Genomic DNA, 14,494 nt, shown 5'->3' on the forward strand with positions numbered 1-14,494 from the left:
GGTCAGCCCGTCAGCCAGCGCCGCACCTTCCGGCGGCGGGCCCGGTCGCGCGCCCTGGCCAGCGCCGGGCCGGCCCGGTCGGCCACGGCGGCCTGCCGGGCGTGCAGGAGACCGTAGGTGAAGGTGTTCTCGCCGTCGGCGTACGCCCGCAGCGCCTGCTCGCGCAGCACCTCGCGGGTCACCACCGAGTCCTGGTGCGCGCCGAGCACGTCCTGGAGGTCCTTGAACCGGTCGACCAGCTTCGCGCCGGGCCGGCGCACCTCGACGGCGTACCGGGCCCGCTTGCCGGCCTTGCGGGCCTCGTGCAGGGCGGTGTCGTCCCCGCCGGCCAGCGCCCGGTCCAGCCGCTCGTCGAAGCGGGTCACCGCCCTGCGCACCCGCCGGGTCACCCAGCGGGGCCGTACGGCGCGCGCGGCCGGCCCCTCCACCAGCGCGTCCAGCCGGCGCAGCAGGTCGGTGTAGCGCTCCGAGCCGAGCGCGGCCCGCAGCCCGTCGAGGGCGGTGGCCAGGTCGGCGGCGAACCGCTCGGCGAAGCGGGCCGGCACCGGGCCGAGCACCAGCTCGTCGGGTTCCGCGTGGACCGCGTCGGCCAGCCGGGCGGCCATCACCTGGACGTCCCGGACCGGCCCGAGCTGCCCGCCCAGCCAGCGCAGCTCCGCCCGTACCGCCTCGCTCTCGGCCCGGTCCCACAGGCCCCGGAAGGTCCGCAGCGTGGAGCGGAGCCGGCGGACCGCCACCCGCATGTCGTGCACGGCGTCCTCGTCGCCGCCGAGCGCGCCGGCGTGGTGGCCGATCAGCGTGTCGCGCTGGGCGGTGAGGTAGTCGACCACGGGCGCGGCCGCCGGGTCGGCGGGCGCCGGGCGGGTGGCGGCGAGCCGGCCGCCCAGGGCGCGGTGTGACTTCGAGACCGGGACCGTCCGGGCGCCGGCCGCGCGCAGCCGCTCGTCCACGGCGTCGAGCAGCGCCTCGTCGCCCTCGACCAGCTCGACCTCCAGCTCGTGCCAGGCCTGCCGCTCGCCGCTCACCAGGTCCTCGGCCTGCACGTCGTCCTCGGCCACCTCGGCCAGCGGGCGGCCCGCCGCGTCCAGCAGGCGGCGTTCCCGGCGGTGGGTGACGACCCGCGCGGCCGGGGCGACTGGCCGGCCACGGGACGCGCCACGGAAGAGCGCGACCAGTTCGGGCGGGGGAGCGGCGTCGCCCGGTCCGGCCGGGAACTGGTGTTCGGTGCGCGCGCCGCCGACCGCGCCCACCTTGAGGTGCCAGCCCGCGTCGTGCCCGCCGGTCCGCCGCCGCAGCGCGTAGCCGCTGCGGGCCAGCCGGAGATCGTCGGTGTCCCAATAGACCGCGTCCAGTTCCAGGGCGGTGGCGTCGGACGTCGTCGCGACGCCACCGCACCCGGTCAGGTCGGGCAGCCGGAATCCCTCGTCGCCGGAGTACTTGCGTTCGCGTTCCACGACGGTCGCCATGGCGCCTCCCGTACCCGGCCCCGGCATCGGGGAATCGGCCTCAGTTCAGGCGTTCGAGCACCATGGCCATGCCCTGGCCACCGCCGACGCACATGGTCTCCAGACCGATGGTCTTGTCGTGCCACTCCAGGGCGTTGAGCAGGGTGCCGGTGATCCGGGCGCCGGTCATGCCGAACGGGTGGCCGACGGCGATCGCGCCGCCCATCACGTTCAGCTTCTCCTCGGGGATGCCGAGCTGCCGGTACGACGGGATCACCTGGGCGGCGAACGCCTCGTTGATCTCGACCAGGTCGACGTCGTCGATGGTCATGCCGGCCCGCTTCAGCGCCTGCTTGGACGCCTCGACCGGGCCCAGGCCCATGATCTCCGGGGAGAGCGCGGTGACGCCGGTGGAGACGATCCGGGCCAGCGGGGTGAGCCCGAGGTCGCGGGCCCGCTCGGCGCTCATGATCACCACGGCGGCCGCGCCGTCGTTGAGCGGGCAGCAGTTGCCGGCGGTGATCCGGCCGTCCGGGCGGAAGACCGGCTTCAGGCCGGCCACGGCCTCCAGGGTCACCCCGGGGCGCGGGCCGTCGTCGGTGCTCACCACGGTGCCGTCCGGCGTGGTCACCGGGGTGATCTCGCGGGCCCAGAAGCCGTCCGCGATCGCCTTCTCGGCCAGGTTCTGGCTGCGGACGCCGAACGCGTCCATGTCCTCGCGGGTGATGTCGTGAACCTGGGCGAGGTTCTCCGCGGTCTGGCCCATGGCCAGGTAGATGTCGGGAAGCAGGCCGCCCTCACGCGGGTCGGTCCACACCTCGGAGCCGCCCTGGGCCCGGGCCTTCGAGCGCTCGCGCGCCTCCGCGAAGCGCGGGTTCTCCCAGCCGCCGCCGACCAGCGCCTGCGCCTCCGGCGGGAGGGTGTCCGAGTTGCCCCGGGCGTACCGGGAGACGGTCTCGACGCCGGCGGAGATGAAGACGTCGCCCTCACCGGCCCGGATCGCGTGCATCGCCATCCGCGTGGTCTGCAATGAGGAGGCGCAGTAGCGGGTCAGCGTGGCGCCGGGCAGGCCGTCCAGGCCCAGCAGGGTGGCGACCACCCGGGCCATGTTGAAGCCCTGCTCGCCGCCGGGCAGGCCACAGCCCAGGTAGAGGTCGTCGATGGTGGTGGGATCGAGCGCCGGGACCTTGTCGAGGGCGGCCTGGACGATCGTGGCGGCGAGGTCGTCCGGGCGGACCTCCCGCAGGGAACCCTTGAACGCGCGGCCGATGGGGGACCGGGCGGTGGCGACGATGACGGCGTCGCGGGGCGACTCAATCGGCATGAACCAACGTTAACCCGCCGGTAACTTGTGGCGGAAGCCGCGCGGCGGGCGGGAAATGTCACCCCGCCGGAGGCTCAGTGGTGGTGCCGGTACGCGACCGCGGCGGCCGCCTCCACGGCCGGGAGCAGGGCGTGCGCCCATACCCGGTAGCCGTCGGCGGAGGGGTGGAAGCCGTCGTGGCAGAGGGTGCCCGCGTCCGCCCGGAACACCGGGCCGGTCTCGGTGCCCAGGTCGACGACACTGCCCCCGGCGTCGAGCACGGCGGTCGTCTGGGCGCGCGCCACGCGCCGCCCCGCCCAGCCGAGCACCTGCCGCAGCGGGGACGCCACCGCACGGACCGCGCCGAGGTCGGGGCAGGTGCCCACGACCACCTCGACGTGCGCCTCGCGCAGCCGGCGTACCGCCGAGCCGAGGTAGGCCGCCGCGTCGGCCGGGCGGGCCAGCCCGGTGGCGTCGTTCGCCCCGATCAGGATCACCGCCACGTCGGGCCGCTCGCCGAGCAGCGCCCGGGCCACCTGGGTGGCCAGGTCGGTGGAGCGGGAGCCGGAGACCCCCACGCTGGACAGGTGCACCCGCCGGCCGGTGGGCGCCTCGGCCAGCAGTTGGGCGAGCTGGCCGCCGATGGTCTCCTCGAAGCGTTCGACGCCGACGCCGAGCGCCGACGAGTCGCCGAGCAGCACCAGCCGCAGCGGCGGGGCGTCCGCCCGGCCGACCGTGGCGCGCAGCGCCAGGCCCAGCTCGGGCTGGGCGTATTCCCGGCCGCGGGCGGCGATGGCCTGGCCGGCGAGGACGACCGCCCCGCCCACCGTGCCGGCGAGCAGGGAGAGCGCGGCGGCCCGACCGAGCCGGACCGCGAACTCGTTACGTCCGGTCATGACGACACCTCCCCAGCTCCCCCGACCCGCGGGTCGGACTGCTCGTGGCGAACGGCGTCGACATGAGCATGGCACACGTTGTGCCTGCTGATGATGCCCCTGCCGCGGCCCTCATGCCAGCCCCTCCACCTGGGCCGGGTCGGCGGCGGTACCGGGCTGCGGCACCGCACCGACGCCGAAGAACGCCCGCCGCCGGAGCTGCGCCCAGCGCCCGCCGGGCCCGCGCTCGCGACCCCGGACCTCGGTGGCGCTGACCTCGGTGCCGGCGTGCCGGGCCGCCTCCTGGGCCGCCTCCGGGAGCGACCGCACGCCTTCCGCGCCCGCGAGCGCGGGGCGGCGTTCCTGGCCGGCGCCCAGCGCCGAGAGCACGGTGGGCAGCAACGCCGCCGCGGCCACCGCGTACCCCTCGGCGGACGGGTGGAACCGGTCCCAGGCGAACATCCGGGTCGGCTCGGCGGCGAACCGCGGGCCGAGCAGGTCACCGAGGGAGACCGTCCAGCCGCCCGCCTCGACCACCGCCATCGTCTGGGCGGCGGCGAGCTGGCGGCTCCAGCGGCGGGCCAGCCAGCGCAGCGGCGGCTGGATGGGCCGGATCGCCCCCAGGTCGGGGCAGGTGCCCACGACCACCTCGCAGCCGGCGGCGCGCAGCGTGCGGACCGCGTCGACCAGGTAGCGCACGGCCACCGGGGGCGGTGTGCGGTTGGTGACGTCGTTGCCGCCGACCAGGACGACCGCGATGTCCGGTTCGACCTCCAGGGCCGACTCGACCTGCGGCTTCAGCCCGGCCGACAGGGCGCCCACCACGGCGAACCGGTGCACCCGGACCGGCCGGTGCAGTCGGCGGGACAACCCGGTGGCCAGCAGCGCCCCCGGGGTCTCGCGGCGGCGGTGCACGCCGTAGCCGGCGGCCGAGGAGTCACCGAGGATCACCATGGTGACCGGCGGGCCGGGAAGCTTCGCGCCGTAGACGCCGTCGCAGCGCGGCGGGGGCGCCTCGGCCATGGGGATGGTGCGCCGGGCCTGCCGGGCCTGACCGAGCAGCACCCCGCCCGTGGCGACGGTGGCCGCCACCGTGGCACCCGTGCCGATCGCCGTCAGGCGGGCGATCCGCCGGGCGCGCTGCCAGCCGACCGGCGCGACGGAACCAGCGTCCCCCATGCACCGACATTATCGCGCCACCACGACACCCGCTCTCCCCGTGATCGCCATGGCTGGGACGCGACAGTTCCGGGTACCGGTAGGGCAGGGGCGGGCTTGCGCCGGGACCGCACCCTGGTCGAGCGGAGAGGGGCGAGGAGATGGGGAAGACGTTGAAACGGAGCGCGGCCTTCACCGCGCTGGCCCGGGCGCTGGCGGCCGGCGCGCGGGGTGGCCCGTCGCTGGGCGCCCGGCTGGCGGCGCTGCCGCGGATGATCCGGGCCACCGCCCGGGGCGAGTACGACGGCGGCCTGCGGCTGGCCCTCATGGCCGGCGCGACGGCGTACATCGTCTCGCCGATCGACCTGCTGCCGGAGATCCCGCTGGCGATCTTCGGCCTGGCCGACGACGCGGTGATGGTCACCTGGCTGGCCGGCAGCGTGCTCGCCGAGACCGAGCGCTTCCTGGAGTGGGAGGCACGCCGCAGGTCCGTCATCCCGGGGCATGTGGTGCCCTGACGGCACGTACCCTGGGCGACGAACTGACGACTTACCGGCCGCCCCACGACGGCGGCGCGACGAAGGGCACAACGAGGTGCAGTACTACGACAACGTGGTCGAGCTGATCGGCAACACCCCGCTGGTCCGCCTGCGCAACGTCACCGAGGGCATCCAGGCGACCGTGCTGGCGAAGGTGGAGTACGTCAACCCGGGCGGTTCGGTGAAGGACCGGATCGCCCTGCGGATGGTCGAGGACGCCGAGAAGGCCGGCCTGCTCCAGCCGGGCGGCACGATCGTCGAGCCGACCAGCGGCAACACCGGCGTCGGGCTGGCCCTCGTCGCCCAGCTCAAGGGCTACAAGTGCGTCTTCGTCTGCCCCGACAAGGTCAGCCAGGACAAGCAGGACGTGCTGCGGGCGTACGGCGCCGAGGTGGTGGTCTGCCCGACCGCCGTGGCGCCGGAGGACCCGCGCTCCTACTACAACGTCTCCGACCGGCTGACCCGGGAGATCCCCGGCGCCTGGAAGCCCGACCAGTACAGCAACCCGGCCAACCCGCGCTCGCACTACGAGACCACCGGGCCGGAGATCTGGCAGCAGACCGAGGGGCGGCTCACCCACTTCGTGGCGGGCGTCGGCACCGGCGGCACCATCTCCGGCATCGGCCGCTACCTGAAGGAGGCGTCGGAGGGGCGGGTCCGGGTGATCGGTGCGGACCCGGAGGGTTCGGTCTACTCCGGCGGCACCGGCCGGCCCTACCTCGTCGAGGGCGTCGGCGAGGACTTCTGGCCGGAGACCTACGACCGCTCGGTGGCCGACGAGATCGTCGAGGTGTCGGACAAGCAGTCCTTCGAGATGACCCGGCGGCTGGCCCGCGAGGAGGGGCTGCTGGTCGGCGGCTCCTGCGGCATGGCCGTGGTGGCCGCCCTGGAGGTGGCCCGCAAGGCCGGCCCGGACGACGTGGTCGTGGTGCTGCTGCCGGACAGCGGCAAGGGCTACCTGTCGAAGATCTTCAACGACACCTGGATGGCCCGCTACGGCTTCCTCGACAACTCGGGCACCGAGCCGACCGTGGCCGAGGCGCTCGCCGGCAAGCCGGGCGGCCTGCCCGAGCTGGTGCACGTCCACCCGACCGAGACGGTCCGCGACGCGATCGACTACATGCGGGAATACGGGGTCTCCCAGCTCCCGGTGCTCAAGGCCGAGCCGCCCGTGGTGACCGGCGAGGTGGCCGGCTCGATCGCCGAGAAGGACCTGCTCGACGCGCTCTTCACCGGCCAGGCCCACCTGCACGACACGATCGAGCGGCACATGGCCGACCCGCTGCCGATGATCGGTGGCGGCCAGCCGGTGAGCGAGGCGGTCTCGCTGCTGGAGAAGGCCGACGCCGCCCTGGTGCTGGTCGACGGCAAGCCCAAGGGCGTGCTGACCCGGCAGGACCTGCTGGCTCACCTCGGCGCGCGCTGACCGTTCGACCGAGGGCCGCACCCCCGGCGGGGTGCGGCCCTCGTCGTGTCAGCGGCCCAGCTCGGTGGGCACGGCGACGACGTCGACGAAGGCGCCGCGCCGCAGCACGGTGACCGGCAGGCGGACGCCGATCGCCGGGCCGAGCATCAGCCGTTGCAGGCCCTGGCCGTCCTGCACGGACCGGCCGCCGGCCGCCACGATCACGTCGCCGAGATAGAGCCCGGCCATCCCGGCCGGGCTGCCCGGCACCACCTCGACCACCCGCAGCCCGCGCCGCTGCCCGGTCCGGGCGGTGATCTCCGGCGGCAGCGGTACGGGCACCCCGGCCACGCCCAGCCAGGCCCGGCGGACCCGGCCGTCGCTGGTGAGGTCGGCGATGATCTGCCGGGTGGTGGCGTTGACCGGCACGGCCAGGCCGAGGCCGTAGCCGGCGACCGCCGTGTTGACCCCGACCACGCGGCCGGCCGAGTCGGCCAGCGCGCCACCGGAGTTGCCCGGGTTGAGTGCCGCGTCGGTCTGGATGACGTCCTCGATGAGCCGGGTGACCCGCCCGTCCCGGGCCGGAAGCGACCGGCCCAGCCCGGAGACCACCCCGGCGGTGACCGAGCCGGCCAGGCCCATGGGATTGCCGACCGCGACCACCAGCTGGCCGATCCGCAGCCGGTCGGCGTCGCCCAGCTCCACCGGCGGCACGGTCGTCCGCTCCGCGCGGAGCACGGCCAGGTCGGAGAGCGGGTCGGCGCCCACCACCCGGAACCCGGTCTCGGTGCCGTCGCCGAAGGCGGCCGACCCGTCCCGGGCGCCCTGCACGACGTGGGCGCTGGTGAGCAGCAGCCCGTCCGGGCCGATCACCACGGCCGATCCGGCGCCCGCGCCGCGCGGGGTCCGCACCGACAGGGCGGCCACGCTGGGCAGCACCCGGGCGGCCACGCCGGTCACCACCCGGGAGTACGCGTCGAGCGCGGCGTCCTCCGCCCGCTCGGTGTGCTCGGTGTCCATGCCGGTGCCAACGCGCTGGCATCGACGCCCATGCCCCGATCCGCTCAGAGCGAACGGGCGTAGCGCAGCTGCGGGACGGCGACGGTGCCGATGACGTCCTCGCGCTGCTCGCCGGTGGCGGTCCAGCCGCCCCGCTCGTAGAAGCGGCGGGCGGTCGCGTTGTCCCGGAGCACCCAGAGCACCGCCCGGGACCAGCCGCGGGCCCGCATGGCGTCGAGGGCGTCCACCATGAGCGCCCGCCCGGTGCCCCGGCCCCGCTCGGCCGGCTCCAGGTGGATGGCGTTGAGCAGGCCGGTGGCCGGGTCGCCCGCGTCGTCCGGCCCCAGGTAGCTGAAGCCGACGAGCCGGCCGTCCCGCTCGGCCACGGTCATCCGGTGGTCGGCGCGCTCCCAGGTCACCCGCTCGGCCCAGTACCGGCCCATCGCCTCCGGTGTCGGCTCCGCCAACGCCTCGGCGGGCAGGAACGACGAGTACGCCGCGACCCGGGACCGCTGGTGCAGGGCGCCGACCGCCATGAGGTCGCCCTCGGTGGCGGGGCGCAGGGAGACCGTCACCCGGCCGAGGCTACCCGCCGGGGTGGCACGTGCACGGTCATCAGGTCCTCGGCGATCACCAGATCTCCGGCGAAGTGGGCGCGGGCCTCGTCGGCGAAGCGGCGCGGGTCCGCGTACCGCTGGGAGAAGTGGGTGAGCACCAGCGTGCGTACCCCCGACTCGGCCGCCACCCGCGCGGCCTGGCCGGCGGTGAGATGGCCGACCTCGGCGGCGAGGGCGGCCTCCGACTCCAGGAACGTCGACTCGATGACCAGCAGGTCGGCGTGTTCGGCCAGGGCCCACACGCCGTCGCAGAGCCCGGTGTCCATGACGAACGCGAACCGCTGCCCCGGCCGGGTCACGCTCACCTCGTCCCGCGTGACGCGGCGTCCGTCCACGTCCAGGTGGCCGTCGCGGAGGAGCTGCCCGACCGCCGGGCCGGCGATGCCGTACGCGGACAGCTTCTCCGGCAGCATCCGGCAGCCGTCCGGCTCGACCAGCCGGTAGCCGTACGTCTCGATGGGGTGCTGGAGCCGGCGGGCCTCCAGGGTGCCGATGCCCAGCGTGATCCGCTGGCCGTCGGCCTCGATCGGCTCGACGGCCAGCTCGGCGGTCTCGTAGAAGCTCGACGCGTGGCGCAGCCGGGCGAAGTACTCGGCGCCGCCGGCGGGGAAGTGCACGGCCACCGGGTGCGGGACCCGGTCCAGGGAGAGCCGCTGGATCATGCCGGGCAGGCCCAGGCAGTGGTCGCCGTGGAAGTGGGTGACGCAGATCCGGGTCAGGTCGGTGGCGGAGATCCCGGTGTGCAGCATCTGCCGCTGGCTGCCCTCGCCGGGGTCGAAGAGCAGCATCTCGTCGTCCCAGCGCAGCAGGTAGCCGTTGTGGTTGCGCTGCCGGGTGGGTGCCTGGCTCGCCGTACCGAGGATCACCAGCTCGCGCATGGACACGCGGGGCCTCCTGCCGCAGACATGAAGCGACCCCCGGGGCTTCCGCGCTCGCGCGCGGGCCGGCTGGACTGGGCCGGCACCCCGGGGGTCGGGTGGCTGTCGTGGTTTCGCCGCACCGCTGCCACACGGTCTCGACGATGGTGCCTGATGCCCGCCTCCCGGCGGACGGTGTTTCACTGTCGAGGACAGCGGCTAGCGGACAGCCACCTCACGAGTCCGATTGCTATACAAGTCTGGACCACCTCCTTTCCCGTGTACCGCCACGCTATCGACTCTCCGGTGGGCCCGGCAACGGATTTGGATCACAGGCGGAACGGGAATCCGTCCCGCCCCGGCTCAGTCCAGGCCGATCGGGCCCTCGCGCGGGCCCTCCTCGGAGGCCGGCTGGACGGCCAGCGACGGGAAGTCGGCCAGGTCGCCCTCGGGTTCGGCGTCCCACTCGGGGAAGACCAGCGGCTTCTGGAGGTAGAGGCAGAGCAGCTGGGCGAGGTGCCGCAGCCCGTCCAGGTGGGTGCGCTCGTGGCCGTGGGTGGCGTCCACGCCGAAGCCGAGCAGCGCCACCCGGGCGTGCGCGCCCGCCTCGACCGCCGCCGCCACGTCCGAGCGGTAGTAGTCGAAGACGTCCCGGACCAGGTGGACGCCGTGCTCCCGGGCGATGGCGGCCAGGTGCCGGGTGAGGTGGTAGTCGAACGGGCCCACCCCGTCGCCCATGGCCAGCGTGGCGGCGTCCTCCCGAGACTGCTGGCCGGGCGCGACCACCGCGGCGTCCACCGAGACGATCTCCGCGACGTCGGGGTCGAGGCCGTGGCTGGCGCCGTGCCCGATCTCCTCGGTGACCGTGACCAGCAGGTGCGCGGTGACCGCCGGCGTGACGCCCGCGTCGACCAGCGCCTTAAAGGCGGTCAGCACCGCGGCGACGCCGGCCTTGTCGTCCAGGTGCCGGGCCTTCACGTACCCGCTCGCGGTGATCGTCGGGTGGGCGAGCAGCGCCACGAAGTCCCCGGCGTCGACGCCGAGCGCCCGGAGCCCGGCCTCGTCGGTGACCGGCTCGTCGACCCGGACCTCGACCAGCTCCCAGCCGACGCCCTGGAGGTCGACGCCCTCGTTGTAGCGGTGCCCGCTGGCCTTCAGCGGCAGCACCTGGCCGGTGATCACCCGGTCCAGGTCGTCGGTGAAGATCCGCACGTGGGCGCCCTCGGCGAAGCGGGCGCTGTGCGTGCCGATCGGCTTCACCTCCAGCCGCCCGTTGTCCTTGAGCCGCTTCACCATGCCGCCGATGGTGTCGGTGTGCACCACGATGGCCCGGTCCGCGCCGGTCTGCCGGGGCCCGGGCAGGCTGGCGCTCAGCGCCCCGCGCCGGGTCAGCGTCGAGCCGATTCCGAGCGCTGACAGCCGCTCGCCCACGTACTGCTGCACGTGGTCGGTACGCCCCGACGGGCTGGGGATCTCCAGCAGCTCGACCAGCACCTGTTGCAGGTAGTCGAGGTCGAGCTCCAGCGGCTTCGGGCTCACGCGGCACCTCCCGCGCCGGCCGGCGACCAGAGCCGCTGCGGGGCCCGGGTGCCGGGGAAGAGCAGGTCGACGAAGCGCTCGGCGGTCGGCTGCGGCTCGTGGTTGGCCAGGCCGGGCCGCTCGTTCGCCTCGATGAACACGTGCTCGGGCCGGTCGGCGGCGGGGACCAGCAGGTCCAGCCCGGTTACCGGGATGTCCAGGGCCCGGCTGGCCGTCACGCACGCCTCGGCGATGGCCGGGTGCAGCTCGGCGGTCACGTCGTGGATGGTCCCGCCGGTGTGCAGGTTGGCGGTCCGGCGTACGGCCAGCACCTGCCCCTCGGGGAGCACGTCGTGCATGCGGTGGCCGGCCTCGGCCACCACCTCGCGGGTCATGTCGTCGATGGGGATCCGGGACTCGCCGCCCGTGGCGGCCGCCCGGCGGCGGCTCTGCCGCTCGATCAGCTCGGTGACGTCGTGTACCCCGTCCCCGGTGATCTGCGCGGGCCGGCGGACCGCGGCGGCCACCACCTCGTGGTCGATGACGACCACCCGCAGGTCCTCGCCCTCCCGCAGCTCCTCGATCAGCACGTCGGGGCAGAAGCGGCGGGCCAGCCCGACCGCGGCGGTCAGCGCCTCCGCCGTGCGGACCCCGACCGTGATGCCGTTGCCCTGCTCACCCCGGGCCGGCTTCACCACGACCGGGCCGACGTCGGCCAGGAAGGCCAGGTCCTCGGCGTCGCCGGTGGCGGTGCGGCCCCGCGGCACGGACAGCCCCGCCTCGGCGAGGATGCGCCGGGTGACCCGCTTGTCGTCGCAGCGGCTCATCGCCACCGCCGAGGTCAGCTCCGACAGCGACTCACGGGTGTGGACGGTCCGCCCACCGCTGGTCAGCCGCAGCTCGCCCCAGCGCGGGTCGGTCACCTCGACCCGGATGCCGCGCCGCATCGCCTCGTCCGCGACGATCTTCGCGTACGGGTTCAGCTCGTCGTACCCGTCGGGCATGGCGGGCAGGAAGAGCCGCTCGTTGATCGGGTTCTTCCGCTTCACGCAGAGCGTCCCGGTGCGGTGGAAGCCGAGCCGCTCGTAGAGCCGGATCGCCCCCGAGTTCTCGGCCAGCACCGACAGGTCCACGTACGCCCGGCCCCGCGCGTCCAGCCGGTCCGCCAGCGCGGTGAGCAGCGCCTGACCGGTGCCCGGCGGCGCGGTGTTGAAGTCCACGGTCAGGCACCAGAGGCTGGCGCCGTTCTCCGGGTCGCCGAAGACCGCGACGTGGTCCACGCCGGTGATGGTGCCGACCACCTCACCGGTGGCGTCCTCGGCGACCAGGTGCAGGAACCGGTCGGTGCCAGCGTTGTCGACCAGCACCTCCACGGGCGCGGTGACCATGCCGTTGCGGGCGTAGATGCGGTTCACCGCGTCCGCGTCGCCGGCGTCGCGCAGCGGCCGGACGCTCAGGCCGGGGATCTCACCGCCCTCGGTGGCGGCCGGCCGGTGCTCGCCCAGCGGCAGCCGGTAGGTCAGCGACGGGTCGATGAACAGCTCGTCGGGGAGGCGGGAGACCAGCACGTGCGGGTCGCGCAGGTAGATGCAGATGTCCCGGGCGCCGACGGCCTCGGAACGCAGCACGTCGGCGACCTCGACCTGTTCGGCGAAGGTCTGCCCGAAGACCAGCCGGCCCCAGCCGCAGTCCAGCACCACGGCGGACGCGTCGCCGGAGCGGCGGTCGGGTTCGGGGGCGCCGGGTGCCACCGGATCGCCGCCGGGGCCGACCCGTTCCCGGCGCCGGCCCAGCACCCGTTCCCGGTCGGTCGGTGCGGTTCCGGTCGCGAGGGTGTCGGTCACGGTCAGTCGATTCCGTGGCTCTGGAGCCACATTTCCAGGAGTCCCAGCTGCCACAGCTTGTTTCCGTTCAACGGGGTCAGTTCGGCGTTCGGGTCGGCGAGCAGCGCGTCGACGTAGTCGGCGCGGAACAGGTCGCGGCGTCGCGCCTCGGGCGCGGTGAGCGCGTCGCGTACCCGGTCGAGGAGCTTGTCCTCCAGATGCGTGAGGCCCGGGACGGGGAAGTAGCCCTTCGGCCGGTCGATGACCTCGTGCGGCAGGACCCGCCGGCCGATCTCCTTGAGCACGCCCTTGCCGCCCTGGGCCAGCTTCAGCTCCGGCGGGCAGCTCGCGGCCAGCTCGACGAACTCGTGGTCGAGGAACGGCACCCGGGCCTCCAGCCCGTGCGCCATCGTCATGTTGTCGACCCGCTTGACCGGGTCGTCGGTCAGCATGACCTGGGTGTCGATGCGCAGGCCGGCGTCCACCGCGGTCTGCGCCCCGGGCCGGCCCAGGTGGGCGGCCACGAACTCCCGCGCCGGGTCGCCGTCGGCCAGCCACGCGGGGTTGAGCACCCGGGCCACGCCGGCCGCGTCGCGGTCGAAGAACGCGCTCGCGTACGTCTCCAGCGCCCGCTCCCGGTCGACGCCGGCCAGCGGGGGGTACCAGTGGTAGCCGCCCAGGATCTCGTCCGCGCCCTGACCGGACTGGACGACCTTGACGTGCCGGGCGACCTCCTGGCTGAGCAGCCAGAACGCCACGCAGTCGTGGCTGACCATGGGCTCGCTCATGGCGGCGACGGCGGACTCCAGCGGCGGCAGCAGGTCGCCGGTGGGCACCCGGATCTGGTGGTGGTCGGTGCCGAAGGTCTTCGCGACCAGGTCGGAGTAGACGAACTCGTCGCCCTCCCGGCCGCCCACCGCGTCGAAGCCGATGGAGAACGTGGCCAGCCCGGACTGCCCCTCGCCGGCCAGCAGCGCGACCACGAGGCTGGAGTCGAGCCCGCCGGAGAGCAGCACGCCCACCGGCACGTCGGCCACCATCCGGCGGCGGACGGCGGTGGTCAGCGACTCCAGCAGCGCGTCCTGCCAGTCCCGCTCGGACCAGCCGGCCCGCTCTGCGGCGCGCGTGAAGGCCGGGTCCCAGTAGACCCGGTCGCGGCTGGTGCCGTCCGGCTCGTACACCCGGACCGTGGCCGGGGGGAGCTTGGCGACGCCGCGCAGGATGGTCCGCGGCGGCGGCACGATGCTGTGGAAGCTCAGGTAGTGGGCGAGCGCCACGGAGTCGATGCCGGTGTCGACGCCGCCGCCGGCGAGCAGCGCCGGCAGGGTCGAGGCGAAGCGCACCACGCCGGGACTCTCGGCCAGGTAGAGCGGCTTGATGCCGAGCCGGTCCCGGGCCAGCACGAGGCGGCCGGTGTCCCGCTCGCTGATCGCCACCGCGAACATGCCGACCAGGTGGTCGACGAAGTCGAGCCCCCACTCGGCGTACGCCTTGACCACGACCTCGCTGTCGCCCGCCGAGAAGAAGCGGTGCCCCCTGGCCTGCAACTCCTCGCGCAGCTCGCGGTAGTTGTAGATGCAGCCGTTGAAGACGCCGGTGAGCCCGGCGGCCGGGTCGACCAGCGGCTGGCCGCTGGCGGCCGAGAGGTCGATGATCTTCAGGCGGCGGTGGCCGAGGGCGACCGGCCCCTGGGACCAGACCCCGCTGTCGTCCGGGCCCCGGTCGCTCATGGTGGCCGCCATCCGCTCCACCGCCGCGACGTCGGCCCGCGATCCGTCCCTTCGGAACTCTCCTGCCAGTCCGCACATGCCAGGCAATGCTGCCAGAGGAGGTTGCGGTTCGCCTGTTGAGCTGATGTCCCGAGCGTTACGTCTTTGCTAGGATGCGCGCCCACGCCGAACGGGCGGCTGGCCTGGGTGAAGATCCGGTAGGCGGGCGGGCCGGGTGCCCGAATC

General features: G+C 74.6%; 12 protein-coding genes. 2 read left to right on the plus strand and 10 right to left on the minus strand.

The window, feature by feature from the left end:
- Nucleotides 1–2 precede the first annotated feature (2 nt).
- From ABZW14_RS03850 to ABZW14_RS03865, 4 genes are all read right to left on the minus strand, one after another.
- Nucleotides 3–1,466 carry a CYTH and CHAD domain-containing protein gene (locus ABZW14_RS03850; protein WP_355339212.1) on the minus strand — a complete coding sequence of 488 codons (1,464 nt, stop codon included), beginning with the start codon at nucleotides 1,464–1,466 and terminating at the stop codon, nucleotides 3–5.
- A gap of 40 nt (nucleotides 1,467–1,506) precedes the next feature.
- Nucleotides 1,507–2,769 carry an acetyl-CoA C-acetyltransferase gene (locus ABZW14_RS03855; RefSeq protein WP_355339215.1) on the minus strand — a complete coding sequence of 421 codons (1,263 nt, stop codon included), beginning with the start codon at nucleotides 2,767–2,769 and terminating at the stop codon, nucleotides 1,507–1,509.
- A 74-nt stretch (nucleotides 2,770–2,843) separates the two neighbouring features.
- Nucleotides 2,844–3,644 (minus strand): SGNH/GDSL hydrolase family protein, encoded by an 801-nt coding sequence (locus ABZW14_RS03860; RefSeq protein ID WP_355339218.1) that lies wholly within the window; start codon nucleotides 3,642–3,644, stop codon nucleotides 2,844–2,846.
- A 111-nt stretch (nucleotides 3,645–3,755) separates the two neighbouring features.
- Nucleotides 3,756–4,802, minus strand: a complete 1,047-nt coding sequence (locus tag ABZW14_RS03865; protein WP_355339221.1) for an SGNH/GDSL hydrolase family protein — start codon at nucleotides 4,800–4,802, stop codon at nucleotides 3,756–3,758.
- A 140-nt stretch (nucleotides 4,803–4,942) separates the two neighbouring features.
- Here ABZW14_RS03865 and ABZW14_RS03870 point away from each other — a divergent pair, with 140 nt between their 5' ends.
- Together ABZW14_RS03870 and ABZW14_RS03875 are read left to right on the plus strand one after the other, a co-directional pair.
- The gene (locus ABZW14_RS03870; RefSeq protein WP_091260214.1) at nucleotides 4,943–5,299 is read left to right on the plus strand and encodes a YkvA family protein; all 357 of its coding nucleotides are present in this window, start codon (nucleotides 4,943–4,945) and stop codon (nucleotides 5,297–5,299) included.
- A gap of 76 nt (nucleotides 5,300–5,375) precedes the next feature.
- On the plus strand, nucleotides 5,376–6,746 hold the full coding sequence (locus ABZW14_RS03875; protein ID WP_355339224.1) for a cystathionine beta-synthase: 1,371 nt from the start codon (nucleotides 5,376–5,378) through the stop codon (nucleotides 6,744–6,746).
- Between the two features lie 48 nt (nucleotides 6,747–6,794).
- Here ABZW14_RS03875 and ABZW14_RS03880 read toward each other — a convergent pair whose 3' ends face one another.
- From ABZW14_RS03880 to ABZW14_RS03905, 6 genes are all read right to left on the minus strand, one after another.
- A complete protein-coding gene (locus tag ABZW14_RS03880) occupies nucleotides 6,795–7,745 on the minus strand; it encodes a trypsin-like peptidase domain-containing protein (RefSeq protein ID WP_355339227.1) in 951 nt (316 codons plus the stop codon).
- Between the two features lie 44 nt (nucleotides 7,746–7,789).
- The gene (locus ABZW14_RS03885) at nucleotides 7,790–8,299 is read right to left on the minus strand and encodes a GNAT family N-acetyltransferase (RefSeq protein WP_355339232.1); all 510 of its coding nucleotides are present in this window, start codon (nucleotides 8,297–8,299) and stop codon (nucleotides 7,790–7,792) included.
- Nucleotides 8,296–9,225, minus strand: coding sequence for a ribonuclease Z (locus tag ABZW14_RS03890; RefSeq protein ID WP_355339235.1), 930 nt, complete (start codon nucleotides 9,223–9,225; stop codon nucleotides 8,296–8,298). The genes ABZW14_RS03885 and ABZW14_RS03890 overlap by 4 nt, the downstream gene beginning before the upstream one ends.
- 336 nt (nucleotides 9,226–9,561) lie before the next feature.
- Nucleotides 9,562–10,737: an osmoprotectant NAGGN system M42 family peptidase gene (locus ABZW14_RS03895; protein ID WP_355339242.1), complete on the minus strand. Its 1,176-nt coding sequence runs from the start codon at nucleotides 10,735–10,737 to the stop codon at nucleotides 9,562–9,564.
- A complete protein-coding gene (ngg, locus tag ABZW14_RS03900) occupies nucleotides 10,734–12,560 on the minus strand; it encodes an N-acetylglutaminylglutamine synthetase (protein WP_355339245.1) in 1,827 nt (608 codons plus the stop codon). The genes ABZW14_RS03895 and ngg overlap by 4 nt, the downstream gene beginning before the upstream one ends.
- 2 nt (nucleotides 12,561–12,562) lie before the next feature.
- Entirely contained in the window at nucleotides 12,563–14,347 is a 1,785-nt protein-coding gene (locus ABZW14_RS03905; protein ID WP_355339248.1) for an N-acetylglutaminylglutamine amidotransferase, read from the minus strand.
- Nucleotides 14,348–14,494: the final 147 nt, after the last annotated feature.

The organism is Micromonospora sp. NPDC004551 (genome assembly GCF_040609975.1).
GTDB lineage: Bacteria > Actinomycetota > Actinomycetes > Mycobacteriales > Micromonosporaceae > Micromonospora.